The organism is Streptomyces sp. NBC_00425 (assembly GCF_036030735.1).
Taxonomy (GTDB): domain Bacteria; phylum Actinomycetota; class Actinomycetes; order Streptomycetales; family Streptomycetaceae; genus Streptomyces.
In genome coordinates, this window is the sequence record NZ_CP107928.1 from 2,214,061 (window position 1) to 2,238,355 (window position 24,295).

A 24,295-nucleotide genomic window follows, 5' to 3' on the forward strand; every position below is an offset into this window, starting at 1 on the left:
ATGCAGGTGAAGCTGATCAGCGCCGCGCGGCGGGCGACGGACCGGGACTGGCTCGCGGTCCGGCCTCGCATGGCGAAGTCGGCGCGGATGCTCGATGGGGTGTGTACGCGATCCACTCGGTGACGACACCGCAGGTGCCCGGCCGGGTGCGGCTCGCTCGAGGGCTATGGGAAGGGCTGGCCTCCGCCGTTCAGCGGTGGCCGATGCCCCCAGGGCCGTGCTCGGCCGGGACCGCCTCGCCCGCGGCGACGGGCCCGGGCGGCGTCCCGTCACCGAACGGCGAGCCGCCCAGCTCCTCCCGCCCGTGGCGGGTCAGCCAGTTCGCGGTGTCCGGCCCCAGCGGGGTCACCTGGGACGGATTGATGAATGCGTGGACGACGTAGTAGTGCTCCTTGATCTGCGGGAAATCGGTCGTGTCACCAAAGCCCGGGGTCTGGAACAGGTCGCGGGCGTAGGCCCACAGCACCGGCATCTCCGACAGCTTCTGCCGGTTGCACTTGAAGTGCCCGTGGTAGACGGCGTCGAACCGAGCCAGAGTGGTGAACAACCGGATGTCGGCCTCCGTGATCGTGTCGCCCATCAGGTAGCGGCGGTCGGCCAGTCGCTCCGACAACCAGTCCAGAGCGGTGAACAGTCGTGAGTACGCCTTGTCGTAAGCCTGCTGGGAGCCGGCAAAGCCGCAGCGGTACACGCCGTTGTTGACCTCGGTGTAGACGCGCTGCATGACCTCGTGCATCTCGTCCCGCAGGTGCTCGGGGTAAAGGTCGGGGGCGCCGTCACGGTGATACGCCGTCCACTCGGTGGACAGGTCGAGGGTGATCTGCGCGAAGTCGTTGGTGACGACGGACTTCGTGCGGACGTCGACGATCGCAGGGACGGTGATGCCGCGGGAGTACTGCGGGTCGCGGGCGAGAAACGCCTCCTGCAGCCGCTCGTAGCCCAGCACCGGGTCGCGCCCATCCGGGTCGAGGTCGAACGTCCAGGAGCGCTTGTCGTGCACAGGACCGCAGATGCCCATGGACAGCACCGGCTCCAGGCCCAGCAGGCGCCGGACGATGGTCGAGCGGTTTGCCCACGGGCAGGCGCGGGCGACAACCAGCCGGTAGCGGTCGGGCTCGACCGGCCATCCGCCCGAGCCGTCGGCAGTTATCCGGTCGTTGATGTAGTTCGAGTCCCGCTGGAAGTCCTGCTCGCGGTTGCGCTCGACGTAGCCGGATCCGCTAGTGGCATCGCTCATGGCTACAGCATGACACATCATGCACTCTGCGGTTGCCCAAAGTGCACGCGTCCGGAGTGGCGCCTACCGCCTGTATCGGATCGACGGGACGCGCGCGATCGAGCACCGCCTCCTCCTTCGACACGTTGCAGTCGGTCACCACTGAACTCGCTCGACTGGGGCTACCAAGGGGTAGATCACACGCCGGGATGGCTGCTGGCGGTCTGGTGCGCTTCGCCGGACCAGACATCTACTTGTGCCATCTATCCGGTCTGGTCTCGTGCTCGGACGGTGCTCGGTGCTGACTGGTCGTGGCGTCCTGCCGTCGCCAGGCGTCGTGCGTCCAGGGGCTGGGCAGCGTGCTGCGGGCGGCGGCGACCTCAACCCCCCGTTCACTGCTTGGGAAGCTCCCGAGCAGACGGGTCAGGCTCTCACTGCTCCCGTTGGCGCCGAACCCTTCGGTGCCCGGTTGGAAGGCGACGCCAGCAGGCAGACCGCCGGCGTGGACGGGATCAAAGCCAAGGTCGTCCACGAACTCCGCAGCCCGGTCAACCCACGGGTGCGGCCCGGCCACTCCGATCGCCTTGCGCTCTGCGTGGCCTGCAGGACGGGCGCCGGCCTCGAGGTCGTGGTAGCCCATGTGCCCGAACCTGCATCAGACCCCCTTGACCAGGTGGGTGCCCGCGAGGAACGCCTGAACCGCTTCGCTCGACGACGTCCTCGGGTCAGTCAGGTCCGGGCGAGGGCCGTCGACCTCGTACCAGTGGTTCATGGCATCGAGGACGAGCTTCCCGCGCAGCTGCTCGACAGGCAGTTCGCGGTGGCGACCGAGGGGCAGCGCGAGAATCACCAGGTCTGCTTCGCCAGCCGCCAGCCGCCAGCCGCCTGCTCGACGGTGACGGCCAGGGCTCCGATCGCGAGCACGTCCACCGTGAGCGCGATCTTCTGAGGGTCGCCGGAACCCGCGATGCTCACCTGGTAGCCGGCTGCCAGGGCAAGGCGAGCCAGAACGCCAGCAACTGCGTGACGTCGTTGCGGTTGCCTCCGGTCAGCGACACCGCGAGTGGGATGCCCTGGCCGTCGGTGAGGACGTGGTGCTTGCTGCCCGGCCGTGCACGGTCGACCGGGCTGGGCCCGCTTTTGAGCCGCGCCGAGCGGCCCGCACATGGGAGGAGTCGATCACCGCTCGCGACCAGTCCGGCTTCCCCGCGGCCCGCAGCTTCTTCAGCAGCACCAGGTGCAGTTCGTCCCCCACGCCGGCCTCGTTCCACGCGGCCAGGCGCCGCCAGCACGTCATGCCCGAGCCGAAGCCCAACTCCTGCGGCAGGTACTCCCACTGGATCCCTGTATGCAGCACGAACAAGATCCCGCACAGCGCCTGCCGGCCCCCACCCGCGGGCGGCCCTCCACCAGCTTCGGACCTGGCTCGGGCAGCAACGGCTCGATGAGCGACCACAGTTCATCCGACACGATCCAAGGCCGCGACTGTCGTTTCCCCACCACCACCCAAGCCGAAAGTCACATGATCAACAACTTCCGTTAGGGCCTCTAAGTGGTGAGCCGGGTGAGCCCGGTTGCGCGCTAGTGCTTCCGGGTCCGAACGACCGGCGGTCACTTGTGCCGACAGGCGTTCTACGAGGTCTAGGTCTGCTGACCAGCCTGCAGGTCGTCGAGCCGCGCGAGCATCTTGCTCATCAAGGACGCGAAGCTCTGCGTCTCGCGATCCGTGAGCCCGTCGAAGAGCAACTCCCGCACCCTGGCCACGTGAGGGGGAGCAGCGGTGATGATGGCCTGCTTACCGGCGGGCGTCAGGACGACATAGGCGCCACGTCGGTCCGACCTGCACTCCTCTCGAACGACGAGACCCCGCTTGACCATCCGCGACAGGTGGTGCGACAGCCGGCTCTGCTCCCAGGCCAGCACCGCGCCGAGTTCGAAGGGACGCAGGCGCCCCTCAGGAGCCTCGATCAGCTCGACCAGGACGGCGTAGTCGGACTGCGACAGGTCGTTGCACTCCTGCAGTTGCCGGTTGAGCTCGACGTCCAGCCGACTCTTCACCTGCAGGAACTCGCGCCAGGTGCGCTGCTGCTTGTCGTTGAGCCACTCGGTCATGACGTCATCCTACCTCAACACTTGACACGTCATTTAAATCAACTAAAGTACATGACGCGTCATCTATAGGGGATGGCAAACACCCGACGGAGAACCTCGTGACCGGCCCCACCACCCTCATGCGCAACATCCGCTTGTTCACCACGACGGGCGCTCTTGCACTTGTCACTCTGCTCGCGACCGTGCCCGCCAGCGCCAGCCAGGCCCCGTCCAGCACGATCACCTACACCGTGCCCGGCGACCGGCTCTTCCTCGAGGGCGTCGACACCATCGGCAACACCTTCTACACCACGTCCCTCGGCAACGGCGCTGTGTTCCGAGGGCAGCTGGGCGACACCGACTCCGCCGAAGTCTTCCTGTCCGCTGGCGCAGACGGCCGCACGAGCGCCAACGGCATCAAGGCGACCGACAAGCTGCTCATCGTGGCCGGCGGAACCACCGGCAAGCTCTTCATTTACGACCGCCAGAGCGCCAAGCTCTTGGCGATCCACACCGTCTCGGGCTCTGGCGACACCTTCGTCAACGACGTCACCCTGACGCCGAAGGGCGACCTGTACGTCACCGACTCCAGCCGCGACGTCGTCTACCGGGTCGACAAGACCGACATCACCCGGAACTCCACCCTGCAGGTGTTCTCATCCTTTGCCGGCGTCGACCCCAAGGGCGCGTTCAACGCCAACGGCGTCATCGCGGTGAGCCAGCAGTACCTCGTCGTCGTCCAGACCGACACGGGCAACCTGTACCGCGTCGCCACCAAGGACGGCTCCATCAGCCGTATCAACACCGGTGGCGCGACCGTCACCGGCGGCGACGGCCTCGAGGTGAAGGGCCGCACCCTCTACGTGGTGCGCAACGCCGCGGCCGTCATCACGAAGCTCAAGCTGGCAGGCAACCTGGTCAGCGGCCAGGTCGTCAGCGAGAGGACGGACCCGTCGTTCCGCTTCCCCACGACCGCCTCGCTGCACGACGGCCGGCTGCTAATCGTCAACGGCCAGCTCGACAAGCTGGGTGGCGGCTCGCTCGAGCCCTTCACGCTCACGGACCTGAAGATCGCGTAACCGCTCACTCCAACGACTCCGCCGCCGGCCCCGCAGTGCCGGCGGCGGAGTCGTCGTTCCCGTACCAGAAGGCCGTGCCCGGCACGCTGTCAAACATCCGCCCAGGCGGTGTGTTCGTCGTACGGGGTGCCGGTCTTGAGGCAGCCGTGCAGGATCCCGACGAGCCGGTTGCCGAGCTGGCGGAGCGCGGCCCGGTGGCCTATGCCGCGGGCGCGTTGCTGGTCGTAGTAGGCGCCGGCGCCGGGTGAGGCTTTCAGTGCGGCGAAGGCCTGCTGGCGCGCTCGATCACCGACCCGGGCGATCAGGTGCAGGCGCTGGCCGCTGCGGCCTGGGCGATCGCCGCCGCCGGCGACCCCGAGCGGGCCGATCGTCTTCTGGGCGCGCTGTTAGCGGGGGAGCCGTGGCAAGTGCCGTTGTCGGTGTTGGTCCAGCACTGGCCGCAGGCGGTGCTCCGGTTGGTGGACAAGTTGTCCGGTAACGAACGTTCGTGATACACCCGGACATCGATGGCTCCCCCAGGTCGAACCCGCTCGGCGGACCTGGAGCCCGCCGAGCGCACCGCGCTCGACCAGGGCGTCACCGTATGGCGCGGCCGGGGCTACACGCTGCGCGTCAGCACTACCCCGGCGATCCACCGCCAGTTCCTCGCCCGCTGTGGGCCCCTCGACGGCGGCCAAGTCGCCCCGACCGTCCCGGCTCAGCGCAAGGCCCGCCGCGAGTACGAGAACCGCGTCAACGCCCTTCGGGCTGCAACAGCCGGGCCATGATCAATCTCAGCGCCAACCGCGGTTCGATTGATCCCCGGGGCCGGACTCCGAGGAACCGAGTGCCTCCCATCACCCGCGTACGCACTGTGTGCACCTTCCCGTAGCGGCTGACGGGATCCAGCGAACAGCCGCAGTGGAGGCCGCGTCCGATACCGAGGTCGTTCCACTTGAGGACTGAAGCTTCTCAAGTGTCGTGGTCGGGTGGGGTGTCACGGGCGTTCCGGCAGTGCGTGAGGAACGCGTCGAGCAGGGGCGGAACCCGGCCCGGGTTCCAAGCCAGGCCGAACTCTGCGCTCAGCGCGGGACGGGCGAACCGGCGCAGTACGACTCCCCTGGGCCGCAGCTTGCGGGCGCGCTGCATATCGAGCACACACACCCCGACGCCGGCTGCGACGGCCGCGAGCAGGTGCTCGGGGTCGGGTTCGGACGCCGAGACGGTGGGTGGCTCCTCGCCCCACACCGTGGACTGGACGTAATCGAAGTAGCCGGGGGCCTGGTCCCGGGGCCAGCTCACGACATCGGTCCCGCGCAGATCGGCGAAGCGCAGGGTGCGGCGGCGCGCCAACGGATGCGCGGACGGAAGCGCGGCGACGAGTTCGGTGCTGCCCAGGGGGAGCACCCGCAGATCTGTGGCGTCGGCGAGGGGAAGCCGGACAAACGCGGCGTCGGCCTCGGCGGAGCGGAGCATCGCGACGTTCCGAGTGGTCCAGGCGATCTCCACGGCGATTTCGGCCCCGGGGTGCGAGAGCCGGAATCCTCTCACCAGATCGTAGGGGAGGCCATCGGCCAGGGAACGGGTGTGCACGATCCGCAGCAGCCCCGTCTGGCCCTGCGCGGCGGCGCGGACGCGATTCTTGATCCTCTCGATTTCGTGCAGGAGGGGAACGCTCTCTTCGAACAGAATCCGGCCCGCGTCGGTCAGCGCCACACCCGCCGTACTGCGTTCGAACAGGGTGGCTTCCAGCTCGCGCTCCAGGACGCGGATCTGTTGAGAGAGGCCGGGCTGGGCGATGTGGAGGCGTTCTGCCGCACGACGGAAGTGCAGTTCTTCGGCCAGTACCACGAAGTACCCGAGTCTGCGCAGATCCACCCGATCACAATAACCGTTGCTTCTCAGCCCTGCACAGAGCTGTGCCGGACGCCGCACGGGCGCTGAACCAACGATTTCACCGAGGCCGGAAACCGCCCGGCGATGAGGGAGAGTCCAGATGGCAGAGCGCGCGGTGGCCGACGCCCTCGCCGAGGGACTGCGACGGCACGGAGCCACGACCGTGGTCGGGCAGAGCCTGCCCTCGGCCCTGTTCCTCGCGACACCTCGGGTGGGTATCCGGCAGATCGGCTACCGAACGGAGAATGCGGGCGGCGCCATGGCGCGTCGCGCACATCGGCCGCCCGGTCGCGGGCGGCGTTCGGCGGGCTGAGGGCGGGGCGGCCGGACAGGACCCGACCTGCTCGACGCACGATGCCGGGCGGGCGCTGCCGACGGCCGGAAGCCGATGTCGGACCCCCGTGCCACACTCCGTCGCATGTTTCCTGACGCCCCCGACGCTGCCGGCTCCTCCACCTCTCGCGGTGCCGCCCCGGACTCGTCGGTCTGCTCCGTCGACGGCGGCCCTCTCGCCGCACTCACCCTCGACCAGTGGCGTTCGTTCGAGCCGGCCGCCGCGCGGCGCGTCGCTCGTGAGGCCGCCGACCTGGTGGGCGGCCGACTGGTCGGCGTCGAGGCCGTCGAGCATCTCGGAGGGCCCTCGCACCGGGTACGGATCGAGCGGGACGGGCAGGAGTTCGCCCTGATACCCGGCGGCCGGGTGACCCTCGGCTTCGACGCGCGGACCTGGCGTCCGACGGCCGAGCAGACCGCCGACTACGCGGTGAGTCGGGAACAGGGGTTCGAATACGGCACCGACCTGCGGGAGCATCTCGTGCGAGTGCTCAGCCCGCGCCGCACCGTCGTCCTGCCCACGGTGCTCATGGCGGTGGAGGGGGAGCAACTGACCGAGGCGCCCGCCGACATGCCGGCCGTCCTCGCGGAACGCGGTCTGCGCATGCCCACCTCCGACGAGTGGGAGCACGCCTGTGGAGCCGGGGCCGGCACCGTGTTCCGGTGGGGCGACGACTGCCCCCTCGACCGCATCCCGTACGGGGACCTAACCGGCCCCCACAACGAGCCCAATGCCTTCGGCCTCCGGATCGCCCACGACACCTACAGCACCGAACTCACCAGCGACACCAGTGAAGTTCGCGGTGGTGACGGCGGCGAGTCGGTCTGCGGCGGATACGGTCACCTGCTGGCCTGGCTGCCGCTGGCCACCGCCCACACACACCCCGATACGGCCGAGTTCGTGTACGGGGAGGACGGCGACGGCCTCTACGAGGACTTCACGGTCCGCCCCGTCCTCACACTCCGCCGGGCCTGACACCCTGCCGGGCCCGACACTCAGCCCGCGTTCCGGATCGCCGAGATGTCGAAGGTCAGCTTGATCTTGTCCGACACCAGGACGCCGCCCGTCTCCAGCGCCGCGTTCCACGTGAGGCCCCACTCGGAGCGCAGGATCTCCGCCTTGCCCTCGAACCCGACGCGCTCGTTGCCGAAGGGGTCCTGGGCCGCGCCGTTGAATTCCAGGTCGATGGTGAGCGGCTTGGTCGTTCCGAGGATGGAGAGGTCACCGGTGATGCGGTAGTCGTCACCGCCGAGGGCGACCGCCTCGGTGGAGCGGAAGGTCATCGTCGGGAACTCGTCCGTCTTGAAGAAGTCCGCGCTCTTCAGGTGCCCGTCACGGTCGGCGTTGCCGGTGTCGATGCTCTCCATCTTGACGTCGATGGAGGCGGTGGACTTGGACGGGTCCGAGCCGTCCAGGTGCAGACTGCCGGAGAAGTCGAGGAAGCTGCCCTTGACGTTGGTGACCATGGCGTGGCGGGCCGTGAAGCCGATCGTGGTGTGGGATGCGTCGATCGTGTAGTCACCGGACAGCGCGGCGAGCTCGGGGTTCACCGCGGCGGTCTCGGTGGTCGTGTTCTTGCGGCCGAAGATGCCCATGGTGTGACTCCTTGAGTGATGTCGTTCAACGTTCAACGAACTGCACAATGGTTGATGCGTCTACAAGGCTAGTCTCAGAAAGATGACGCGTCAACCTTGCGGGTGGCGATCGGAGCGACAGAAGGCCGGGCCCCCAGGGGCGCCTTTCGAGCGGTGGTCAGCGACGCGGGGGGTTGCCGCGCGGCCTGATGACGGCGTTCGGCAGGGCGGGTGCGGCAAGGCGGCCCCCCGGGTATTCCTCGATGCTGCCGAAGCGCTCGGACGTGGCCTCCCAGTCCTCTCGGGCCCGGACGATGTCCTCGTGACTGCGTCCGACGAAGTTCCACCACATGACGATCTCCTCCTCGAACGGAGTGCCGCCGAGCAGGATCGTCCGCGCCGGACTGTCCGACTCGTTCGTCAACGTCAGGGTCTCGATGCCCGGGTGGACATAACCCATCTCCGCCGGGCTGAGCAGCGTGTCGGCCACACGGACGTCACCGCTGTCCACGAGAAGGCCGTGCTCGAAGCCGGTGTCCAGGGCGAGGGTGATCGTCGCTCGCGGCTCCAGGGTGATCTGGGCACCGAGAAGGGGCGTGAACGTACGCACCGGGGAGGTGGCTTCGGTGAGCGAACCCAGGAAGACCCTGATCTCGGCCCCGTCGATGCTCACCGGTTCGGGTGCGTGGTGCTGGAAGTCCCGTCCGGTGTTCCGGTGCTCCTCGGGGAGGGCCACCCACAGCTGGACGCCGTGCAGGACGGTGGTGCGCGAGGTGGAGACCTCCGAGTGGCAGATGCCGTACCCGCCCGTCATGAGGTTCAGCTCACCGGGCCGGATGAGGGCGTGGGTGCCAAGGCTGTCACGGTGCTCGATCTCCCCCTCGAACAGCCAGGTCACCGTCTGCAGACCTGTGTGCGGATGCGTGGGAACGTCCATGCCGCCCATCGACGGGACGTCGTGCGGGCCGTAGCGATCGGCGAAGCACCAGGCCCCGATCAGCGTCCGGGAGCGCTGCGGCAGCGTCCGTAGTACATGCATCGCGCGCGGACCGCCCAGGGGCACATCGCGCGCGGAGAGCACATCGACCCGGGGCACCGAGGTCGGCTGCCTCTCGTCGACCAGTGCTCCGCACGCCACCGCCAGAGACTCGGCTTCCACGTTGCTCACCGATACCACCGTCCGTCTTCCGTCTTTCAACAATTTAAGTTGTCGCATCAACTACAATGCCATGGACGGTCGGACAGTCGCCAGTCGCCACAGCACGCGCATGAATAGCAGGGGAAGCCGCGGGCAGCCCCTGAAGGAGGCCATCAGTGAGCAGCCGTACACCGGGAGCCGCGCCCCGGAGGATCTTCATCGACAAGCAGAGCCCCCGTGCCTTCCGCGCTCTGAAGCAGACCTCGGAAGCGGTCCACGCGGTCGCCGCCGACGCCGGACTGGACCGCACCGTCATGGAGCTGGTCAACCTCCGCGTGTCACAGCTGAACGGCTGCGCCTTCTGTCTCGACACCCACACCAAAGCGGCCGTACGCGCGGGCGAGTCGGCACAGCGGCTGGGAGTACTGGCCGCCTGGCGGGACACCGAAGTGTTCACCCCTCTGGAGCGTGCGGCCCTGGCACTGGCCGAGGCGACGACCGACCCGACCGACGCACTCGCACAGGAATCCGCCTACGGGGCCGCTCGAGATGAACTCACGGACGACCAGATCTCCGCGGTGATCTGGGGGGCGATCACGATGAACGCCTTCAACAGGCTCTCGATCATGAGCAAGCATCCGGTGCGCGCGACGCGAGCGGCCTCTCCGAACGGGGCGACCGGTGAAGCGGCCTCCCTGGTGGACACCGCACGCACGGACGCCACGCAAGTGTGACGAATAGCCGTACCGAGCTCGCGCTTTTCCCCCCCCTCGACCCCCTCCCCCCATGCCACCACCACTGGTTGACAACTACTCACGAAGGAACCACCCATGTCTGATCTCGTCTTCGGCCTGGACACCTTTGGCGATGTGCCGGAGGACGACTCCGGCGCCCTCGTGTCCGACGCGACGGCCATCCGCCAGGTCGTCGCGGAGGCCGTTCTCGCGGATGAGACCGGCGTCGATGTCCTCGCCCTCGGTGAGCACCACCGTCCGGAGTTCGCGATCTCGACTCCGGAGACGGTGCTCGCCGGCATCGCCACCCGTACGAGCCGTATCCGTCTGGCATCCGGTGTGACCGTACTGAGTTCCGACGACCCGGTCCGCGTCTTCCAGCGGTTCGCGACCGTGGACGCCCTCTCCAACGGCCGGGCCGAGGTCATTCTCGGGCGCGGCTCCTTCACCGAGTCGTTCCCGCTGTTCGGATACGACCTGAGCGACTACGACGTGCTGTTCGAGGAGAAGATCGAGCTCTTCGCGAAGCTGCTGGAGGAGAAGCCCGTCACCTGGAGCGGCACCACGCGGGCATCGCTCGACAACGCCGACGTCTTCCCGAAGACCGAGTCCGGACGCCTGACCACCTGGGTCGGCGTCGGTGGTTCGCCGCAGTCAGTGATCCGCACCGCGAGCTACGGTTTCCCGCTCATGATCGCGATCATCGGCGGCGCCCCGGACCGTTTCGCGCCCTACGTGGACCTCTACCGACGCGCCACCGCAGAGCTCGGCACGACCGCTCATCCGGTCGGGATGCACTCGCCGGGGTTCATCGCCGACACGGACGAGGAGGCCAGGGAACTGCACTGGCCCCGCTACCGGGTCATCCGCGACCGCATCGGCGCAACGCGCGGCTGGCCGCCGGTCCGCCGGGAGGAGTACGAACGCGAGATCGCACACGGCTCCCTCTACATCGGCTCACCCGAGACGGTCGCCCGCAAGATCGCCGCCGCCGTCCAGGCACTCGACGTCGGCCGGTTCGACCTCGTCTACACCTCGGGATCGATGCCGGTCGGCCCGCGACTGCGCGCGGTCGAGCTGTACGGCACGAAGGTGATCCCGATGGTCCGCGACATCCTCGCCGGCTGACGCCGCGAACGGAGAAGACAATGGACACCACAGCCGTCGGCACCGTCGGCATCCTGGGCGCGGGAAAGGTCGGCACCGTGCTGGCACGACTGGCCCTGGCAGCCGGCTACCGCGTTCTCATCGCCGGATCCGGCGGCCCCGACAAGATCGCCCTCACCACGGAGGTCCTCACTCCTGGCGCGGTCCCGGTCACCGCCACGCAGGCCGCCGCGCAGGGGGACGTCACCATCCTGGCCCTACCGCTCGGCAAGTACCGCACCGTTCCGGCCGAAGCGCTACGGGGCGCACTCGTCATCGACGCGATGAACTACTGGTGGGAGGTCGACGGCATCCGCGAGGACCTCACCGACCCGTACACCTCGTCAAGCGAGATCGTGCAGGAACACCTGTCCGGAGCACGCGTGGTCAAGGCCTTCAATCACATGGGCTACCACGATCTCGAGGACGGGGCCCGGCCCTCGGGTGCGCCGGGACGCAAGGCGATCGCCGTCGCCGGTGACGATCAGGACGACCTCGCCATCGTCACGCGCCTCGTCGACGACTTCGGCTTCGACCCGGTCATTGCCGGACCACTTGCCGTAGGGGTTCGACTGGAACCGGGCACGGAGCCCTTCGGCGCCAACGTCAGCGCCGAGGAACTGCGCGCGATGCTCGACCGCTTCCCGGCATCAGCGCGCGGACGTACCGTCATCAGTGCGCGGGCAGCAGAACTCCCAAGCCGAGAATCAGATGATGTGTCAACAAGTCGACTAGACTCGCACCTATGACTGAGACATCACGCTGGCTCACCGACACGGAGCAACACGCCTGGCGCAGCTTCGTGCGGCTACAGGACAGACTCCTCGGCCGGCTGGGCCGCGAGATGCAGGCCGATTCCGGCCTGTCCTCCGCCGACTACGGGGTGCTCGTCGAGCTCACCGAGGTTCCCGAGGGCAGGCTGCGCGTGCTGGAGCTCGCCAGGGCGCTGGAGTGGGAGAAGAGCCGAATGTCCCACCACCTCAACCGGATGGCCAAGCGCGGCCTGATCGTCCGGGAGGACTGTCCCTCCGACGCACGCGGGGCGTTCGTGGCCGTCACCCCCGCCGGCCGTGAGGCCCTCGCGGCCGCGGCTCCCCGTCATGTCGAAGCGGTCCGCCGCCTGTTCATCGACCCGCTCACCCCGGCAGAGCTCGCCATGCTCGCCCAGATCTCCAACCGCATCCTCGATCAGCTGGAGAAGGACTGCGGCTGAGCGGCGCGATACCGGCCGCGGTGGACGACGAGTCAGACCGCCCTACCATAGGTTGACACGTCAACTTGGCATGGATATTTTATTGATGCATCAACATTCCCCGAGGAGGACTAGTGACCACCAAGGTGATCGACGTTCCCGAGGCTCGCCGCTATGAGGCCAGGGTGGAGGGTTGGTCGGAGGAGGTCGCGGGCTTCTCTCAGTATCTCCGCACATCAGAACTGATCGCCTTCCTGCACACGGAGGTGGCTCCGGAGTTCGAGGGCCGGGGGGTCGGTTCGGCGCTGGTTCGCACCTCCCTTGACGAGGCACGCGCCGCAGGGTTGCGCGTGCTGGCCACGTGTCCCTTCTACGCAGCCTGGATCGACCGCCACCCCGAGTACGCCGATCTGCTGTACCAGGCCCGGAGCAAGGTCAGCGACTGAACCGGCCGGCCGAAGACCGAAGTATGGAGGACCGGTATGAGCGACAAGCCGCAGAAGAAGGCGTACCAGGCGCCGGAGATCACCGTGACCTTCGAGGCGAGGCGCTGTCTGCATGCCGCTGAATGCCTCGGAGGCCTCCCCGAGGTCTTCGACGCGAGTGCACGTCCGTGGATTCGGCCCGATGGCGCCCCGGCCGACCGACTGGCAGAGGTGGTGCGGCGCTGCCCTTCCGGCGCGCTGCAGTACGAACTGGCAGATGGCGGGAGAGAGACTCCGGACCGACCCACTCGCATCACCCGTACGCCTGCCGGGCAGTTGCTCGTGCGCGGCGAACTGCTGCTGGACACGCAGGAGGGGACGCACCCCGAGAGCAGGGCCGTGCTGTGCGGCTGCGGGAGCAGTCAATTGCAGCCCTACTGCGACCACTCCGGCCCGTGCGGCGAGTGATACCGGCGGAGGCCGCCGCCCCACCCGTTCCCGAACCGTAGTAGCGGTACTTGAACCACTCCCCGAGCGGCAGGTACTGGCCGGTGGTGTTCTTGGTAAGGAGATTGGCCTCGTTGCGGCTCAGGCCGTCGGCGCCGGCCCGCTCAAGGCGGCCGATGAGCCCGGCGCCGTCGGTGAGGGGATGGGTCGGTGCGGTAGCCGGCTGGTCAGCGGCTGCCTCGGCGTGTGTGCCTCCGCGAGGAAAAGGTAGCTTGCGGCGGTCCAGGTGTAGACGCGGTCGCGCAGGCCCGTGCCGGTCAGTGCGTCGAAGTTCTCCGCGAAGCCGTGCGCTTCGCACAGGGCGCGGAAGCGGACGCTGATCTCGTCCGCGAAGCGATCGTGCCCGGCGCCGCGGCGGGCGTGCGGTGGTCGGGGTGCGTGGTGCGCAAGCTCTCCCAGAGACGCTGGGTGATCGCGGTGCATTCCGGCGACCGCTCCAAGCCGCCGACGTCCGAGGAGCGGGGCCGGGGCAACCCCACCGGGACGATCTCCGCGATCCGTCCGGGGCGCGGGCTCATCGCACCACGCGATCACCGAGCAGTACGGCCTCGTCCATGCTGTGGGTGATGAAGACGACGGTGATCTGTTTACGCATCCCGGATGCCGAGCAGCTCCTCCTGAAGAATGCGGCGCGTCTGCTCGTCAAGGGCGCCGAAGGGCTCGTCCAAGGGCAGCAGCCGGGGCTCGACAGCGAGAGCCCGAGCCAGACCCACACGCTGAAGACGACGTTGTCCAGGACCGTGGTCCAGGGCAGAAGGGCGAAGTTCTGGACGACCATGGCCCGTTCCGGTCCGGAGGCGCGGACGGGGGGTGGCGTCTACGAGGATCTCTCCCTCGTCCCAGTCCGTGAGGCCCGCGATGGCACGAAGAAGTGCCGTCCTGCCGCAGCCGCTGGGGCCGAGCACGGTCACGAACTCGTTGTCGTCGATGGTCAGGTCGCCTTCGGGCAGGGCGTGGACCGTACCGCCCTCACGCCCCGTGAACTTCTTGCTGACGCCTCACGATCACGCTTGCTCCTCGGAGGGGTTCTGGAAGGCGGCCCAGGGGGCGGCCTTGCGCTCGGCCCAGCGGTCGGCGGCGATCAGCAACAGGGCCTCGACGAGGACGATCACGATCGTCGCGTAGAGCCTGGAGCCTCGAAGCGGCTGCGGTATTCGAGGATCAGACCGCCGAAACTGCCCGAGACCATGAGGAGTTCGACGATCATCATGCCGGGGACCGCCCTCCCCAGGCCGAGCCGGACGCCGGTCATGATCAGCGTCGTCGTTGAAGGCCGCTGCCCGGAACCCCGGCGTCGCGCCATTCCCGCACAGCACGGTTGGCGGAGCCGTCGCGGTGGTCCACTTACCGGTGCCTGAGTGGTGGCAGCCCCAGGGAACGGACCGTTGTCGTCCGCATACGGACCAGCACGGCCTGCCGTCACCGCCGATCTGGTGTCGTCGCCCGTGGCTGGGCCAGCAGCTGTTGACGCAGTGATTCGGTCAGCCACTGCTGGTACTGGTCGTCGGTCCAGCCGCGTCCGCCCGTGGCACGGAAGTAGAGCTCGACGCTGCTCAGGAGCATCATGCGGTCGACGGCATCCTGCCGGGTGAGGCCGGGGGCGATGAGGCCGGCCTCCATGAGGGCGTCGACGACGGGGCCGAGCCACGTCTGGTTGCTGCGGTCGCCCTCTTCTCGGAGTTCGCGGACGGCGGGGTCGCCGCCGGCGTCGATGGCGGCGCCGAGGACGTCCCGGCCCCTGCTGAAGAGAAGGCGGTGCCAGGCGGCGTACAGGTCGAGTTTCCGTCGCGGATCGGGTTCGGCGCCGATGCGGGCGCGCCACTGTTCGCCGTCGGCCTCGACTTCGAGCCGGCGGACCAGTTCCTTGATGATCTCGGCCTTGTTGCAGAACACGGCGTAGACCGTGGGAGCGGCGACCCCGGCCTGCTTGGCGATGACCGCGACCGTGGTGCCGGCGAAGCCGCGTTCCCTGAACAGGGTGCGGGCGGCGTCGATGATCCGGGTGCGGGTATCGGCCGCGCGTTCGTCGCGCAGCGTGGAGCGGTAGCGGCGCCGCTCAGGTGTTCCGGACATGGTCGCCTCCTCTTCCTGTCGTTCCTCGGCCCTACTCATGTTGACACTCTAGCCGATAGAGTGAACTATATTGAAAGTAGTCGCGTAACTCGATTTCGAAGGAACCGAGATCATGAAACTGTCCTCTGCCCTGTCCGCCGGCCTGGTCGCGGCGGTGCTGACGGCCGCCCCGATCGCCTACGCCGCCGAGCCCTCGGCCCCTGTGACACAGAGCGCCCACGCGGTGCGCACCACGGCCCCGGCGCAGTGGCCCTCGACCCTGCAGATGCCGAAGGGCGTGCGCCCCGAAGGCATCGTGATCAAGGGCTCGACGGCCTACGTCACGTCCTTCGTGGACGGCACCATCTACCGCTTCGACCTGAGGACCGGAAAGCGGCACGTGTTCTCCCCGGCCACCGGGGTCGGATCGATCGGCATCCTGCTGGACCACCACGACCGTCTGTTCGTCGCCGACGGCTACGGCGGGAGCGTCCGCGTGATCGACTCCCACAGCGGCAAGCTGCTGGCCCGCTACCAGTTGGCCCCCAAGGGCTCCTACACCGCCGTCAACGACTTCGCGGTCCTCAACGGGGCCATCTACGTCACCGACTCCTTCGCCCCCAACCTGTACAAGATCCCTCTGGGCAAGCACGGTCAGCTGCCCCGGCAGAGCCAGGTCAGGACCATCCCCCTCCACGGGATGCCCTACGGGGGGGAGGGCAACTACGGATGGAACGCCAACGGCATCGCCCCCACCCCCGACGGCAAGGCGCTCCTGGTCGTCGACACCAACTCCAACACGCTGTTCCGGGTGAACCCGGCCACCGGCCACGCCAAGCCGGTGGACCTCGGCAACGTGGACATGGCCTGGGGCGACGGCATGCGCCTGGAGGGCCGCACCCTCTACGTCGTACGCAACACGCCCAACAAGCTCACCGTCCTGCGGCTCAACAAGTCCGGCACGGCCGGCCGGCTCAAGGCCGAGGTGAGCGACCCCCGGTTCGACACCCCCACCACCCTCGCCCGCCACGGCGACAAGCTCTATCTGACCAACGCCCACTTCTTCTCCACCGACCCCGCGAACACCGAGTACGCGATCACGGTGATCCCGGACCCGATCCGACACTGACGACGGCCGGGACATCAGTTGCGCGGTGCAGCTGCCTCCGAGGACACCTCTCCCACGGGTTCTCGCACCTGGATCGGCTGTCAGTCAGGCGAGCACCTCGTCGGTGGCGACGGGCTCGACTCCCGACAGGCTCCCGGCTCCGAACGTGTCAGCGGGAGATGAGGATCTTGTCGAACCGCTGGAACCGGGGTGGTCGGTGAGGTCCTTCGGAACCGGCCGAGGTCGGAGGCCGAGTCCGCAACGGCGGGGCCGTGCCGGAGTGGATGCCGGTCGCGCCGATGAGCGGGGCGGCACCCCGGAGGGAAGCCGAGGCTCTGGGAAATCCGGCGAGGTAGTCCTCTTGGGCGGCCGCGCATTGGGCCAGGCACTTGTAGTCCCCGTCAGGTAGGTGCCGCCCACGCCGGCCCCGTACGACCGACCCCACCGAGACAGAACTTCTCGGTGGGGTCGATCAGTACGGGGCCGGCATCGGAAAGAGCCGCATGAGAACGTCCAGGGACTCGTCCCGACCAGACGCTGGGTGACGACCGCTTCACACAGGCGGTCCGCAACGCTCAGCAGTGAACTTGACCGCGTCCCCTGTACTACTCCCTCGTCAGGCGCGGAGGGCGCGCAGTACCACGACTTGGTCAGTCGTCTCAGGCGGCGGCATTTTCACAGCTATGGCGGCTGCGGCTGGCACCACTCGGAGTTCCATAACGGCTCTGCACGCATTCTGTACCGTTGGAGGGTGAACCGGCTGCTGCGTGAAGCCGGCATCGAGTACGAGTTGGCCGCAGAGGGCGAGGACCTCGGACATCTGGTCGCCGTCACCGACGACGCCCGCTCCGAGTTGGTGCGTCGGGCCCTCCACGACAGCCCGCGCGACGTCACGGCCGGCGTGCGCCACGCAATCGCACTTTTCCGAGGGCGTGATGCATCGTCTGACAGCAAGAGGTCGGCGATCTTCAACTTTGGCCGCATCCTGGAGGAGCGCCGTGCCCTGGTCAAAGACCAACTGGGCAAGGACGAGGGAACTCTCTTCGAAATCGCCAATCGCTTCGACCTGCGTCACCGGCGGGCCGACCAACGCGGCGACTACGACGAGGCCTTCCTCGACTGGATCTTCTGGTGGTACTTGGCCACGGTGGAGTTGACTAATGAGCTCGTCGCGTCCCGTGGCCTTCCGTCCGAGGTGCGCCCGGGTAGCGAATCGAGAGAAACCTCGGCCTTGGCGCAGAAGCTGGGGCCCGGCCATGAACACCTTCTGGCTTCAGAGGTGCCGGCGCATCATCTCAAGGCACGTGGCCCGGGCAGCGTTCGACCGGTCGCGGGGATACGGCACGCAGAGGTTCATGCCGCCGTCGCTGGTGATCGGTGGCTGCTGCCAGGCGAGACTCATCTGGGCGCCTGCTTCCGCTCGTGCCGTGGCCACGAGAGTCGCGTAGGGACCCGCGACTTCCGATGCCTCGATCTGAAGCCATGCCTGGTGGAAGGCCATCCGAGCCAGTAGACCGCTAACCTCGTCGGTGAGCTGCTGCCGTACGGCGGAGGAGGACTTGGGCCGCCGCCGTATGCGGTACGGCATCTCCAGGTACTCCTCGACCGCCGTCAGGGCCTCCGCGAAGGTCTTGGCCCGGCGCTCCTTGCGTACGGCCCGTTGGTTGAGGGCGTATGTCAGGAAGGCGCCGAAGAGGGCGATGAAGGGGACGATCAGTGCGGCGGTCTGGGCCCAGGTCCAGCCGCCGTCCGTCGCCTATGCCGCCGTGAAGTTCGAGCGGGGCCCACCATGACGGCTGGACCCCGTACCAGAGGGGCATGACGTCAGTCTCCCCAGGCCCGGGGCCTGGTCGGCGTGTTGAGTCGGGTGGCGAGCCCCAGGCCCGAGGCGGCCGTACCGCCCGTGAGGATGGTCCGCACGAGGCGGGCGGCCTCCTCCTGTGTTCCGTCCGCGTCCAGCACGAGTTCCGGGAGCACTTGGTGCAGCGCGTGCTGCGCACTGAGCGGCCGCCCTGCCTTCTCATGCTCGATGGCGAGGTCGATGTACTCCTTGGCGGTGGACAGCCGCTTGTGCACGTCGCGGCGCGGCATGTTGAGCGGGATCGGGCCGGCCACGCCGGCCGGGTCGGGCGTCGGGCCCTTGTCGATCTCGTCCGCCGCGTAGGTGAAGAAGGCGCGAAGTGCGTTGACGAGCGGCATGGGCTCGTCGAGGCAGCCGAGGCAGAGAGCCTTGTTGTTCCAGGAGCACATGGGCTTGCTGTGCGTGCCGTTCCAGTGCTTCAGCAGCCGGACCGTACGGGCGAATACGACCTCGGTGGCCTCGATGGCCTGGAGCACCATCCGCGTGTGGGTGATCGGGTCGGCGCGGTCCCACTGGTCAGCGATCCTTGAGTTCGGGATGTGCAGCCCGCGGCCCGAGGGGGGCGGGAGCGCGGTCAGCACGTCCGTGGTGAAGTCGGCCTGGCCCTGCGTGACCGGTCGCCGAACCGTACGAGTACGGCGCGGCGGCGGCCTTCGACCTCGATGGTGAGCTTGTCGAACTCGTCGTCGAGGTCCTCGTGGATCACCTCGCGGACCTTCTCCATGAGGTCCAGGGCGCTCTTCTTGCCGGGGCCGTACGGCTCAGCGTCCTTCTTGGTGAGGACGACGCCGAGGTCGACGTCGGTCAGCGGGGTGTTGGGCGTCGCCGTGCGCGACGCTCCCGTTGTAGTAGGCGGTGGAACCGGGGAAGGCCCGGCGTGCGGACGCGGCCAGGAGTTGGCGGCGGCGCTTGGCCTCGGCGAGCTCCTCGTCGGTCACCTGGATCTTGCGGCGTCCTTCGTCGAGGAGCTGCGCAAGGGTCTCCTTGCGAACCATCGGTACCTCTTTCTCTGCCAGGCGGCAATCGGTAGACGCTGCTCATGCGTTGGCTCACCGAGGCAACGCATGTGTCATGAGCGGGGGCCGCGCCATCGGTGCGCCAGCCGGGCGAAACCGGAGCGGAAGATGTTGCGTCCGGCCCGGGCGCGCTCCGCCGCGAGGTGTCGTCCGGTAACGGTGGGGGCGGCATCGCCCAGGGCGAGCAGTGTTGTGTCGTACGGGCATCCGGGGTTGCACCCTTCGGTACGACGGTCGAGGGTACCGGTGGCGAGGTGGTACAGCTGCCCGCTCGGCTCCGAAACCATCGCGTAGTCCCAGCCCAGCCGCGCGCAGGTATGTCGGGTGCGCTCCTCCTGCAGCAACACCTCAGGATCGTCACGCAGTTCAGGGTTCTTCACGTCCAGCAGCAGCACCCTGCCGTCGCGGTGGCGTACGAAGACGTCCGGTGTGTGCTGCCAAACCCCGCGAGCGTCGATCGCGTCGAATTCCAAGGGCTGCATGACGAACACGGTCACCTGTGGGTCGAAGTCCAGCAGCGTCAGCCACTTCGGCTCCAGAACGCTTTCATAGTCGGCGAAGTCACCCCACTTCGCGACCCAGTACTGGCCCGGCATGTGCCCTTGGTCCCGGTGGCTGGGGATGGCCCGCACCATCCTGCCGTTCTCGAACGGCACGTCAGCAGCCTCATCCAGCCGTACCAGATGCTGGAGTCCCTCAGAATCGACGTACCGTACCCGCACCATGTCGATGTCTCGAACAGATGGCTCCGGTACCTTCGCATCACAGCTCACCGCGAGTATTTCCTTTCCGCGGACTCCTGGCCGAACTGTCCACCGGCACCTGCGCTGCCACTGCCCTCGCGAAAACCCCCGGCACCGGAAGCCGCACCAACGGACGGGCCGTCAAGCAACCTTCCTCAATCGCCGTACGCACCAACGGCGACAAAAACCGACTCAACTCCCGCCTGTCGGGCGCGGCCAGAAGAGGGGTCACCACCGTAAGAAACGCTGCCGCAGCTCCGGCCGAAGCAGGGCCCCAGCCGAACTGGTTCCGGTGCACATCTCGCTCGACGCGTTCATCCAGAAGAGCCCGGGCACACCAGCCAGGCACGCCCGGCAAACGTCCCATGATCGTGGGCAGCCCGAGCCGCAAGAAGATCACACACGCGCGGAACGCCGCGAACCACTCTCCTGCCGATACCTTCACGCCTCCCAGCGTGGGATATGCCCGGCGGTACGCGGTGTCCAGCCATCGCCGCTGTGCGTCGACCGTCCGCTCGTCCGCCCGGCTCACGCGAACTGCGGGCAGCCACTGTGGACACGGTCTCCCGTGAACGGAATTCGCGCAGCACGTTGGAGGCCTGTCCCACCGTGGCACGGACCCGAGGCCGGGCTCCACCCCACCGCAGCGCCCAACCGCACGCCGGACACCGATCCAGCAGCTTCACCTGATGCTCGGGGCACACCGCCGCACACGACAGCTTCCACCACAGCCGCCACACCCCGCCCGACGCCAGCAGACAGCACGGACAGGCCCGGCTGCCGTACACCTCCACCCACTCCCGGGCCGCCGACGGCCCACGCGCCTTGCTGGCGGACAGCACCGCCGCCACACTCAGCGGCCCATCCTCGAAAACCGACAGGTGCATCCTGTCCACTGCGCTGCCTGGGACACCCGTCGCTGCGTACACGGCCTGCCGGACCGCCTCATCACACTGCACTCCGAACACAGGGGGCCGGGTACTCGCATAAACCCCCCGAAGGTGCAGCCCCATCAGGTTGGCGACCTCAGCCGGCGGACATCGGTTCACGCGAGCCATCCGATCCACCCACGACGCGAACGTCTCATCCGCTCGCGGAGCTGTGACCAGCGCTAATCGCCGTGGCAAGATATGCCCACCTCCTGAGAGTGACCTGCATCACTATCATTTTGGGGCATCCACTCTCATTTGCACTCTCATTTTGAGGTGCCCCACTCATCGGCGCGCGCCTGCACGCGCTCTTCCTCGGCACAGCGCCATGTGACATATTACTGTCGTGACCAAGCGACCGAGCGGTGACGTGGTGGTCGTCGGCGCGGGCATGGTGGGCGCCGCCTGTGCGCTGTACGCGGCACGCGCCGGTCTCGACGTGATCGTGGTGGACCGTGGCCCGGTGGGCGGCGGCACCACCGGCGCCGGCGAGGGCAATCTCCTCGTCTCCGACAAGAAGCCCGGGCCGGAACTCCAACTGGCCCTGCTGTCGCTCCGGTTGTGGCGGGAACTGGCCGAGGGGGAGCTCGCCGCGGCCGTGGAGTACGAGCCCAAGGGCGGCCTCGTGGTGGCGTCGACCGCGGAATCCCTCACCGCGCTGACGGCTCTCGCGGCCGGGCAGCGCGCCGCCGGGGTGCGCGCCGTCCCTGTCGACGCGGGGCAACTTCGGGACCTGGAACCCCACTTGGCGGCCGGTCTCGCCGGCGGAGTGCTGTACCCGCAGGACGCCCAGGTCATGCCCACCCTCGCCGCCGCCCACCTGATGTGCGCCTCGGGCGCACGGCTGGAGACCGGCCGTACGGTGACCCGGATCCTGCGCGGCCCCGACGGTGCGGTGCGGGGCGTGCGGACCGACCGCGGCGACATCCTCGCGCCCGCCGTGGTCAACGCGGCGGGCGTCGGAGCGGCGGAGGTCGCCGCCCTGGCCGGCGTCGCGGTTCCCGTGCTGCCCCGCCGTGGCTTCGTCCTCGTCACCGAGCCGCTGCCGCCACGCGTACGGCACAAGGTGTACGCCGCCGACTACGTGGCCGACGTGGCGAGCGACTCGGCGGCCCTGCAGACCTCCCCGGTCGTCGAGGGCACCGCCGCCGGTCCGGTGCTGATCGGCGCGAGCCGGGAACGGGTCGGGTTCGACAGGTCCTTCTCGCTGCCGGTCGTGCGCGCCCTGGCGGCGGGGGCCACCCGCCTCTTCCCGTTCCTGGCACACGTCCGGGCGATGCGCACCTACGTCGGCTTCCGCCCGTACCTGCCCGACCACCTGCCCGCGGTCGGCCCCGACCCGCGGGTGCCGGGTCTGTTCCACGCCTGCGGACACGAGGGCGCGGGCATCGGTCTCGCCACCGGCACGGGCCGGCTCCTCGCGCAGACGCTCACCGGCGCGAGCCCGGAACTGGATCTGACGCCGTTCCGACCCGACCGCTTCGACCGCCCGCCCCGCTCCCCGGACCCCGGCCGCCCGGCCGCCCGGTCCGGCCGGGCGGAACCCTTCAGCGAGGAGGCCTCTCCGTGAATCCCCTGCGGTTGGTCCGGGCCCGTCCCGGCGTCCCGTTCACCGTCACCTTCGACGACCGGGAGATCGAGGCGCTGCCCGGGCAGACGCTGGCCGCCGCGCTGTGGTCGGGCGGTGTCACGGCCTGGCGCACGACCCGCGGTGCGGGCCGGCCGCGCGGGGTGTTCTGCGGGATCGGAGTCTGCTTCGACTGTCTGGTCACCGTCGACGGCCGACCCGGTCTGCGGGCCTGTCTGGTGCCGGCCGCGCCGGGGGCCGTCGTCCGCTCGCAGTCCGGGTCGGGCCACGATGAGTGAGCGGCGCCCCGTCCTCGCGGTGATCGGCGCCGGCCCGGCCGGGCTCGCCGCCGCTCTGGCGGCCGCGGCGCGAGGCGTGCGCGTGATGCTGGTCGACTCCGCAGCCGAGGCGGGCGGGCAGTTCTACCGGCAGCCCGCGCGCGGCCTCGGCGCCCGGCGCCCCGAGGCGCTGCACCACCGGTGGCGCACCTGGGAGCGCCTGCGCGCGGGACTGGACGCCCACCTCGGCGCAGGTCGCGTGACACACCTGACCGACCATCATGTCTGGTGTGTGGAGCGTGATTCGGACCGTCTCGTCGTGCACTCGCTGCTCGGCCCGCAACAGACGGAGTCCGTCGCCGTGCGGGCCGACGCGGTACTGCTGGCGACCGGCGCGTACGAGAAGGTCCTGCCGTTCCCCGGCTGGACCCTGCCCGGAGTGGTCACCGCGGGCGGCGCGCAGGCCCTGCTCAAGGGAGGGCTGGCGCTGTCCGGCGGTACGGCCGTCGTCGCCGGCACCGGCCCGCTGCTGCTTCCCGTGGCGACCGGTCTCGCGGCGGCCGGCGCCCGGGTCGTCGCCCTGGTGGAGTCGGCCGGCCCCAAGAGCCTCGCACGCAGCGCCCGCGCCTGGGCCGCGGCCCCCGCGAAGCTCGCCGAGGGAGCGGAGCTCGCGGCCCGACTGGCGCTCCGGCGCGTGCCGGTGATGGCCCGTCAGGTCGTGCTGGAGGCCCATGGCGTCGACCGGCTGGAGTCGGTCACCGTGGCCGCGCTGGACGGCGCCGGCCGTCCCGCGCCCGGCAGCCGGCGACAGCTCTCCTGCGACACCCTCGCCGTCGGTCACGGTCTGCTGCCGCACACGGATCTCGCGGACGGGCTCGGCTGCCGCCTCGACGGACCGGGCGTGTGGGTCGACGCCGAGCAGCGCACCGACGTGCCCGGTGTCTGGGCCGCGGGCGAGACCACGGGCGTGGGCGGCGCGACGCTGTCGCTGGCGGAGGGTCACATCGCCGGACGCTCGGCGGCGGCGCGACTGACGGGACGGGTCCCCGACCCGGACGGCTGGGCTCCGGCCGCCCGGGCCCGGGACCGGCTGCGGACGTTCTTCACCGCACTGGACGCCGCGTACGCCGCGCAGCCCGTCCGGTGGGCCGAGCAGGTGACCGACGAGACGGTCGTGTGCCGCTGCGAGGAGGTGCCCGCCGGCGCCGTCCGCGATGCCGTCGGCGCACTCGGCGCCGGTGACCTGCGCACCGTGAAACTGCTGACCAGAGCCGGCATGGGCTGGTGTCAGGGCCGGATGTGCGAACCCGGGGTGGCCGGCGTGGCGGGCTGCGCGCTCATTCCGGCACGACGGCTGCTGGCCCGCCCGGTGCCGCTCGGCGTCCTGGCCGATCCGGCCGAACCCCCGGCAGCCCCGTGACATGTCACAC

General features: G+C 69.1%; 30 protein-coding genes and 5 pseudogenes. 16 read left to right on the top strand and 19 right to left on the bottom strand.

Going from position 1 to position 24,295, the window contains the following annotated elements; all coding sequences use genetic code 11:
- Positions 1-190: 190 nt before the first annotated feature.
- The 5 genes and pseudogenes from OHS82_RS09145 to OHS82_RS09165 all read right to left on the bottom strand — a co-directional run bounded on the left by OHS82_RS09145 (position 191) and on the right by OHS82_RS09165 (position 3,328).
- Positions 191-1,237 carry a glutathione S-transferase family protein gene (locus tag OHS82_RS09145; RefSeq protein ID WP_057582126.1) on the bottom strand — a complete coding sequence of 349 codons (1,047 nt, stop codon included), beginning with the start codon at positions 1,235-1,237 and terminating at the stop codon, positions 191-193.
- A gap of 634 nt (positions 1,238-1,871) precedes the next feature.
- On the bottom strand, positions 1,872-2,066 hold the full coding sequence (locus OHS82_RS09150) for a hypothetical protein (RefSeq protein WP_063894314.1): 195 nt from the start codon (positions 2,064-2,066) through the stop codon (positions 1,872-1,874).
- Complete coding sequence (locus OHS82_RS09155; protein ID WP_277922410.1) at positions 2,063-2,191, bottom strand: hypothetical protein; 129 nt, start codon at positions 2,189-2,191, stop codon at positions 2,063-2,065. Before OHS82_RS09155 ends, OHS82_RS09150 begins: the two co-directional genes overlap by 4 nt.
- Before the next feature lie 17 nt (positions 2,192-2,208).
- A pseudogene (locus OHS82_RS09160) lies at positions 2,209-2,716 on the bottom strand (IS5 family transposase); the annotation flags it as partial.
- Between the two features lie 141 nt (positions 2,717-2,857).
- The gene (locus tag OHS82_RS09165; protein ID WP_057582127.1) at positions 2,858-3,328 is read right to left on the bottom strand and encodes a MarR family winged helix-turn-helix transcriptional regulator; all 471 of its coding nucleotides are present in this window, start codon (positions 3,326-3,328) and stop codon (positions 2,858-2,860) included.
- A gap of 98 nt (positions 3,329-3,426) precedes the next feature.
- On the opposite strand from OHS82_RS09165, the gene OHS82_RS09170 reads away from it, so the two are divergent.
- A complete protein-coding gene (locus OHS82_RS09170) occupies positions 3,427-4,386 on the top strand; it encodes an SMP-30/gluconolactonase/LRE family protein (protein WP_057582128.1) in 960 nt (319 codons plus the stop codon).
- Between the two features lie 89 nt (positions 4,387-4,475).
- Here OHS82_RS09170 and OHS82_RS09175 read toward each other — a convergent pair.
- Positions 4,476-4,664: pseudogene (locus OHS82_RS09175) on the bottom strand (IS110 family transposase); the annotation flags it as partial.
- A 27-nt stretch (positions 4,665-4,691) separates the two neighbouring features.
- Between OHS82_RS09175 and OHS82_RS09180 the strand changes: the two are divergent.
- Positions 4,692-4,877, top strand: a complete 186-nt coding sequence (locus OHS82_RS09180; protein WP_057582129.1) for a hypothetical protein — start codon at positions 4,692-4,694, stop codon at positions 4,875-4,877.
- 15 nt (positions 4,878-4,892) lie between these two features.
- Positions 4,893-5,153 carry a hypothetical protein gene (locus OHS82_RS09185; protein ID WP_242433326.1) on the top strand — a complete coding sequence of 87 codons (261 nt, stop codon included), beginning with the start codon at positions 4,893-4,895 and terminating at the stop codon, positions 5,151-5,153.
- 184 nt (positions 5,154-5,337) lie between these two features.
- Here OHS82_RS09185 and OHS82_RS09190 read toward each other — a convergent pair whose 3' ends face one another.
- Complete coding sequence (locus tag OHS82_RS09190) at positions 5,338-6,243, bottom strand: LysR family transcriptional regulator (RefSeq protein WP_057582130.1); 906 nt, start codon at positions 6,241-6,243, stop codon at positions 5,338-5,340.
- 118 nt (positions 6,244-6,361) lie between these two features.
- Between OHS82_RS09190 and OHS82_RS09195 the strand changes: the two genes are divergently transcribed.
- The gene (locus OHS82_RS09195) at positions 6,362-6,574 is read left to right on the top strand and encodes a hypothetical protein (protein ID WP_157876425.1); all 213 of its coding nucleotides are present in this window, start codon (positions 6,362-6,364) and stop codon (positions 6,572-6,574) included.
- A gap of 105 nt (positions 6,575-6,679) precedes the next feature.
- Positions 6,680-7,570 carry a hypothetical protein gene (locus OHS82_RS09200; protein WP_328433671.1) on the top strand — a complete coding sequence of 297 codons (891 nt, stop codon included), beginning with the start codon at positions 6,680-6,682 and terminating at the stop codon, positions 7,568-7,570.
- Positions 7,571-7,590: 20 nt separating this feature from the next.
- On the opposite strand, the gene OHS82_RS09205 is transcribed toward OHS82_RS09200, so the two are convergent.
- Together OHS82_RS09205 and OHS82_RS09210 are read right to left on the bottom strand one after the other, a co-directional pair.
- Positions 7,591-8,190, bottom strand: a complete 600-nt coding sequence (locus OHS82_RS09205; protein WP_057582131.1) for a YceI family protein — start codon at positions 8,188-8,190, stop codon at positions 7,591-7,593.
- A 157-nt stretch (positions 8,191-8,347) separates the two neighbouring features.
- The gene (locus OHS82_RS09210; protein ID WP_057582132.1) at positions 8,348-9,337 is read right to left on the bottom strand and encodes a pirin family protein; all 990 of its coding nucleotides are present in this window, start codon (positions 9,335-9,337) and stop codon (positions 8,348-8,350) included.
- A 146-nt stretch (positions 9,338-9,483) separates the two neighbouring features.
- Here OHS82_RS09210 and OHS82_RS09215 point away from each other — a divergent pair, with 146 nt between their 5' ends.
- The 6 genes from OHS82_RS09215 to OHS82_RS09240 all read left to right on the top strand — a co-directional run bounded on the left by OHS82_RS09215 (position 9,484) and on the right by OHS82_RS09240 (position 13,272).
- Positions 9,484-10,041, top strand: a complete 558-nt coding sequence (locus OHS82_RS09215) for a carboxymuconolactone decarboxylase family protein (RefSeq protein WP_079041492.1) — start codon at positions 9,484-9,486, stop codon at positions 10,039-10,041.
- Positions 10,042-10,137: 96 nt separating this feature from the next.
- Positions 10,138-11,169, top strand: a complete 1,032-nt coding sequence (locus OHS82_RS09220) for an LLM class flavin-dependent oxidoreductase (protein ID WP_057582133.1) — start codon at positions 10,138-10,140, stop codon at positions 11,167-11,169.
- A 20-nt stretch (positions 11,170-11,189) separates the two neighbouring features.
- Positions 11,190-11,936 (top strand): NADPH-dependent F420 reductase, encoded by a 747-nt coding sequence (locus OHS82_RS09225; RefSeq protein WP_057582134.1) that lies wholly within the window; start codon positions 11,190-11,192, stop codon positions 11,934-11,936.
- Positions 11,933-12,400: a MarR family winged helix-turn-helix transcriptional regulator gene (locus OHS82_RS09230; RefSeq protein WP_057582135.1), complete on the top strand. Its 468-nt coding sequence runs from the start codon at positions 11,933-11,935 to the stop codon at positions 12,398-12,400. Before OHS82_RS09225 ends, OHS82_RS09230 begins: the two co-directional genes overlap by 4 nt.
- A 113-nt stretch (positions 12,401-12,513) precedes the next feature.
- Positions 12,514-12,825 (top strand): GNAT family N-acetyltransferase, encoded by a 312-nt coding sequence (locus OHS82_RS09235; RefSeq protein WP_057582136.1) that lies wholly within the window; start codon positions 12,514-12,516, stop codon positions 12,823-12,825.
- 36 nt (positions 12,826-12,861) lie between these two features.
- Complete coding sequence (locus OHS82_RS09240) at positions 12,862-13,272, top strand: (4Fe-4S)-binding protein (protein ID WP_057582137.1); 411 nt, start codon at positions 12,862-12,864, stop codon at positions 13,270-13,272.
- Positions 13,273-13,392: 120 nt separating this feature from the next.
- On the opposite strand, the pseudogene OHS82_RS09245 reads toward OHS82_RS09240, so the two are convergent.
- The 5 genes and pseudogenes from OHS82_RS09245 to OHS82_RS09265 all read right to left on the bottom strand — a co-directional run.
- Positions 13,393-13,665, bottom strand: a pseudogene (locus OHS82_RS09245) (hypothetical protein); the annotation flags it as partial.
- 160 nt (positions 13,666-13,825) lie between these two features.
- A complete protein-coding gene (locus OHS82_RS09250) occupies positions 13,826-14,089 on the bottom strand; it encodes a hypothetical protein (protein ID WP_057582139.1) in 264 nt (87 codons plus the stop codon).
- Between the two features lie 40 nt (positions 14,090-14,129).
- Positions 14,130-14,261 (bottom strand): annotated as a pseudogene (locus tag OHS82_RS09255) (ATP-binding cassette domain-containing protein); the annotation flags it as partial.
- 158 nt (positions 14,262-14,419) lie between these two features.
- The gene (locus OHS82_RS09260) at positions 14,420-14,563 is read right to left on the bottom strand and encodes a hypothetical protein (RefSeq protein WP_328433672.1); all 144 of its coding nucleotides are present in this window, start codon (positions 14,561-14,563) and stop codon (positions 14,420-14,422) included.
- A gap of 167 nt (positions 14,564-14,730) precedes the next feature.
- Positions 14,731-15,384 carry a TetR/AcrR family transcriptional regulator gene (locus OHS82_RS09265; RefSeq protein ID WP_057582140.1) on the bottom strand — a complete coding sequence of 218 codons (654 nt, stop codon included), beginning with the start codon at positions 15,382-15,384 and terminating at the stop codon, positions 14,731-14,733.
- Positions 15,385-15,496: 112 nt separating this feature from the next.
- Between OHS82_RS09265 and OHS82_RS09270 the strand changes: the two genes are divergently transcribed.
- Together OHS82_RS09270 and OHS82_RS09275 are read left to right on the top strand one after the other, a co-directional pair.
- Entirely contained in the window at positions 15,497-16,492 is a 996-nt protein-coding gene (locus tag OHS82_RS09270; RefSeq protein ID WP_057582141.1) for an SMP-30/gluconolactonase/LRE family protein, read from the top strand.
- Positions 16,493-17,108: 616 nt separating this feature from the next.
- Positions 17,109-17,651, top strand: a pseudogene (locus OHS82_RS09275) (hypothetical protein); the annotation flags it as partial.
- Positions 17,652-18,295: 644 nt separating this feature from the next.
- On the opposite strand, the gene OHS82_RS09280 reads toward OHS82_RS09275, so the two are convergent.
- The 5 genes from OHS82_RS09280 to OHS82_RS43480 all read right to left on the bottom strand — a co-directional run bounded on the left by OHS82_RS09280 (position 18,296) and on the right by OHS82_RS43480 (position 21,218).
- Positions 18,296-18,913, bottom strand: coding sequence for a hypothetical protein (locus tag OHS82_RS09280; protein ID WP_057582143.1), 618 nt, complete (start codon positions 18,911-18,913; stop codon positions 18,296-18,298).
- On the bottom strand, positions 18,907-19,056 hold the full coding sequence (locus OHS82_RS09285) for a hypothetical protein (protein WP_157876426.1): 150 nt from the start codon (positions 19,054-19,056) through the stop codon (positions 18,907-18,909). The genes OHS82_RS09280 and OHS82_RS09285 overlap by 7 nt, the downstream gene beginning before the upstream one ends.
- A gap of 37 nt (positions 19,057-19,093) precedes the next feature.
- On the bottom strand, positions 19,094-19,327 hold the full coding sequence (locus OHS82_RS09290; RefSeq protein WP_057582144.1) for a hypothetical protein: 234 nt from the start codon (positions 19,325-19,327) through the stop codon (positions 19,094-19,096).
- A 74-nt stretch (positions 19,328-19,401) separates the two neighbouring features.
- Positions 19,402-20,121, bottom strand: coding sequence for a TnsA-like heteromeric transposase endonuclease subunit (locus OHS82_RS09295; RefSeq protein WP_242433327.1), 720 nt, complete (start codon positions 20,119-20,121; stop codon positions 19,402-19,404).
- Positions 20,122-20,405: 284 nt separating this feature from the next.
- A complete protein-coding gene (locus OHS82_RS43480; RefSeq protein ID WP_370444182.1) occupies positions 20,406-21,218 on the bottom strand; it encodes a TniQ family protein in 813 nt (270 codons plus the stop codon).
- Between the two features lie 148 nt (positions 21,219-21,366).
- On the opposite strand from OHS82_RS43480, the gene OHS82_RS09300 reads away from it, so the two are divergent.
- Genes OHS82_RS09300 through OHS82_RS09310 form a run of 3 tightly spaced genes read left to right on the top strand, consistent with a single transcriptional unit; the run spans position 21,367 to position 24,285 of the window.
- Positions 21,367-22,590, top strand: coding sequence for an NAD(P)/FAD-dependent oxidoreductase (locus OHS82_RS09300; RefSeq protein WP_057582145.1), 1,224 nt, complete (start codon positions 21,367-21,369; stop codon positions 22,588-22,590).
- On the top strand, positions 22,587-22,886 hold the full coding sequence (locus OHS82_RS09305; RefSeq protein ID WP_057582146.1) for a (2Fe-2S)-binding protein: 300 nt from the start codon (positions 22,587-22,589) through the stop codon (positions 22,884-22,886). The genes OHS82_RS09300 and OHS82_RS09305 overlap by 4 nt, the downstream gene beginning before the upstream one ends.
- A complete protein-coding gene (locus OHS82_RS09310) occupies positions 22,879-24,285 on the top strand; it encodes an FAD/NAD(P)-dependent oxidoreductase (protein WP_057582147.1) in 1,407 nt (468 codons plus the stop codon). Before OHS82_RS09305 ends, OHS82_RS09310 begins: the two co-directional genes overlap by 8 nt.
- The last annotated feature ends 10 nt before the right edge of the window (positions 24,286-24,295 follow it).

Coding starts and splice junctions, on each gene's coding strand:
- OHS82_RS09290 (WP_057582144.1), bottom strand. CDS start 19,327: ATGGTTCGCAAGGAGACCCTTGCGCAGCTCCTCGACGAAGGACGCCGC.
- OHS82_RS09145 (WP_057582126.1), bottom strand. CDS start 1,237: ATGAGCGATGCCACTAGCGGATCCGGCTACGTCGAGCGCAACCGCGAG.
- OHS82_RS09205 (WP_057582131.1), bottom strand. CDS start 8,190: ATGGGCATCTTCGGCCGCAAGAACACGACCACCGAGACCGCCGCGGTG.
- OHS82_RS09270 (WP_057582141.1), top strand. CDS start 15,497: ATGAAACTGTCCTCTGCCCTGTCCGCCGGCCTGGTCGCGGCGGTGCTG.
- OHS82_RS09185 (WP_242433326.1), top strand. CDS start 4,893: ATGGCTCCCCCAGGTCGAACCCGCTCGGCGGACCTGGAGCCCGCCGAG.
- OHS82_RS09165 (WP_057582127.1), bottom strand. CDS start 3,328: ATGACCGAGTGGCTCAACGACAAGCAGCAGCGCACCTGGCGCGAGTTC.
- OHS82_RS09230 (WP_057582135.1), top strand. CDS start 11,933: ATGACTGAGACATCACGCTGGCTCACCGACACGGAGCAACACGCCTGG.
- OHS82_RS09220 (WP_057582133.1), top strand. CDS start 10,138: ATGTCTGATCTCGTCTTCGGCCTGGACACCTTTGGCGATGTGCCGGAG.
- OHS82_RS09240 (WP_057582137.1), top strand. CDS start 12,862: ATGAGCGACAAGCCGCAGAAGAAGGCGTACCAGGCGCCGGAGATCACC.
- OHS82_RS09285 (WP_157876426.1), bottom strand. CDS start 19,056: ATGGAGAAGGTCCGCGAGGTGATCCACGAGGACCTCGACGACGAGTTC.
- OHS82_RS09265 (WP_057582140.1), bottom strand. CDS start 15,384: ATGTCCGGAACACCTGAGCGGCGCCGCTACCGCTCCACGCTGCGCGAC.
- OHS82_RS09250 (WP_057582139.1), bottom strand. CDS start 14,089: ATGGTCGTCCAGAACTTCGCCCTTCTGCCCTGGACCACGGTCCTGGAC.
- OHS82_RS09200 (WP_328433671.1), top strand. CDS start 6,680: ATGTTTCCTGACGCCCCCGACGCTGCCGGCTCCTCCACCTCTCGCGGT.
- OHS82_RS09310 (WP_057582147.1), top strand. CDS start 22,879: ATGAGTGAGCGGCGCCCCGTCCTCGCGGTGATCGGCGCCGGCCCGGCC.
- OHS82_RS09195 (WP_157876425.1), top strand. CDS start 6,362: ATGGCAGAGCGCGCGGTGGCCGACGCCCTCGCCGAGGGACTGCGACGG.
- OHS82_RS09225 (WP_057582134.1), top strand. CDS start 11,190: ATGGACACCACAGCCGTCGGCACCGTCGGCATCCTGGGCGCGGGAAAG.
- OHS82_RS09260 (WP_328433672.1), bottom strand. CDS start 14,563: ATGACCGGCGTCCGGCTCGGCCTGGGGAGGGCGGTCCCCGGCATGATG.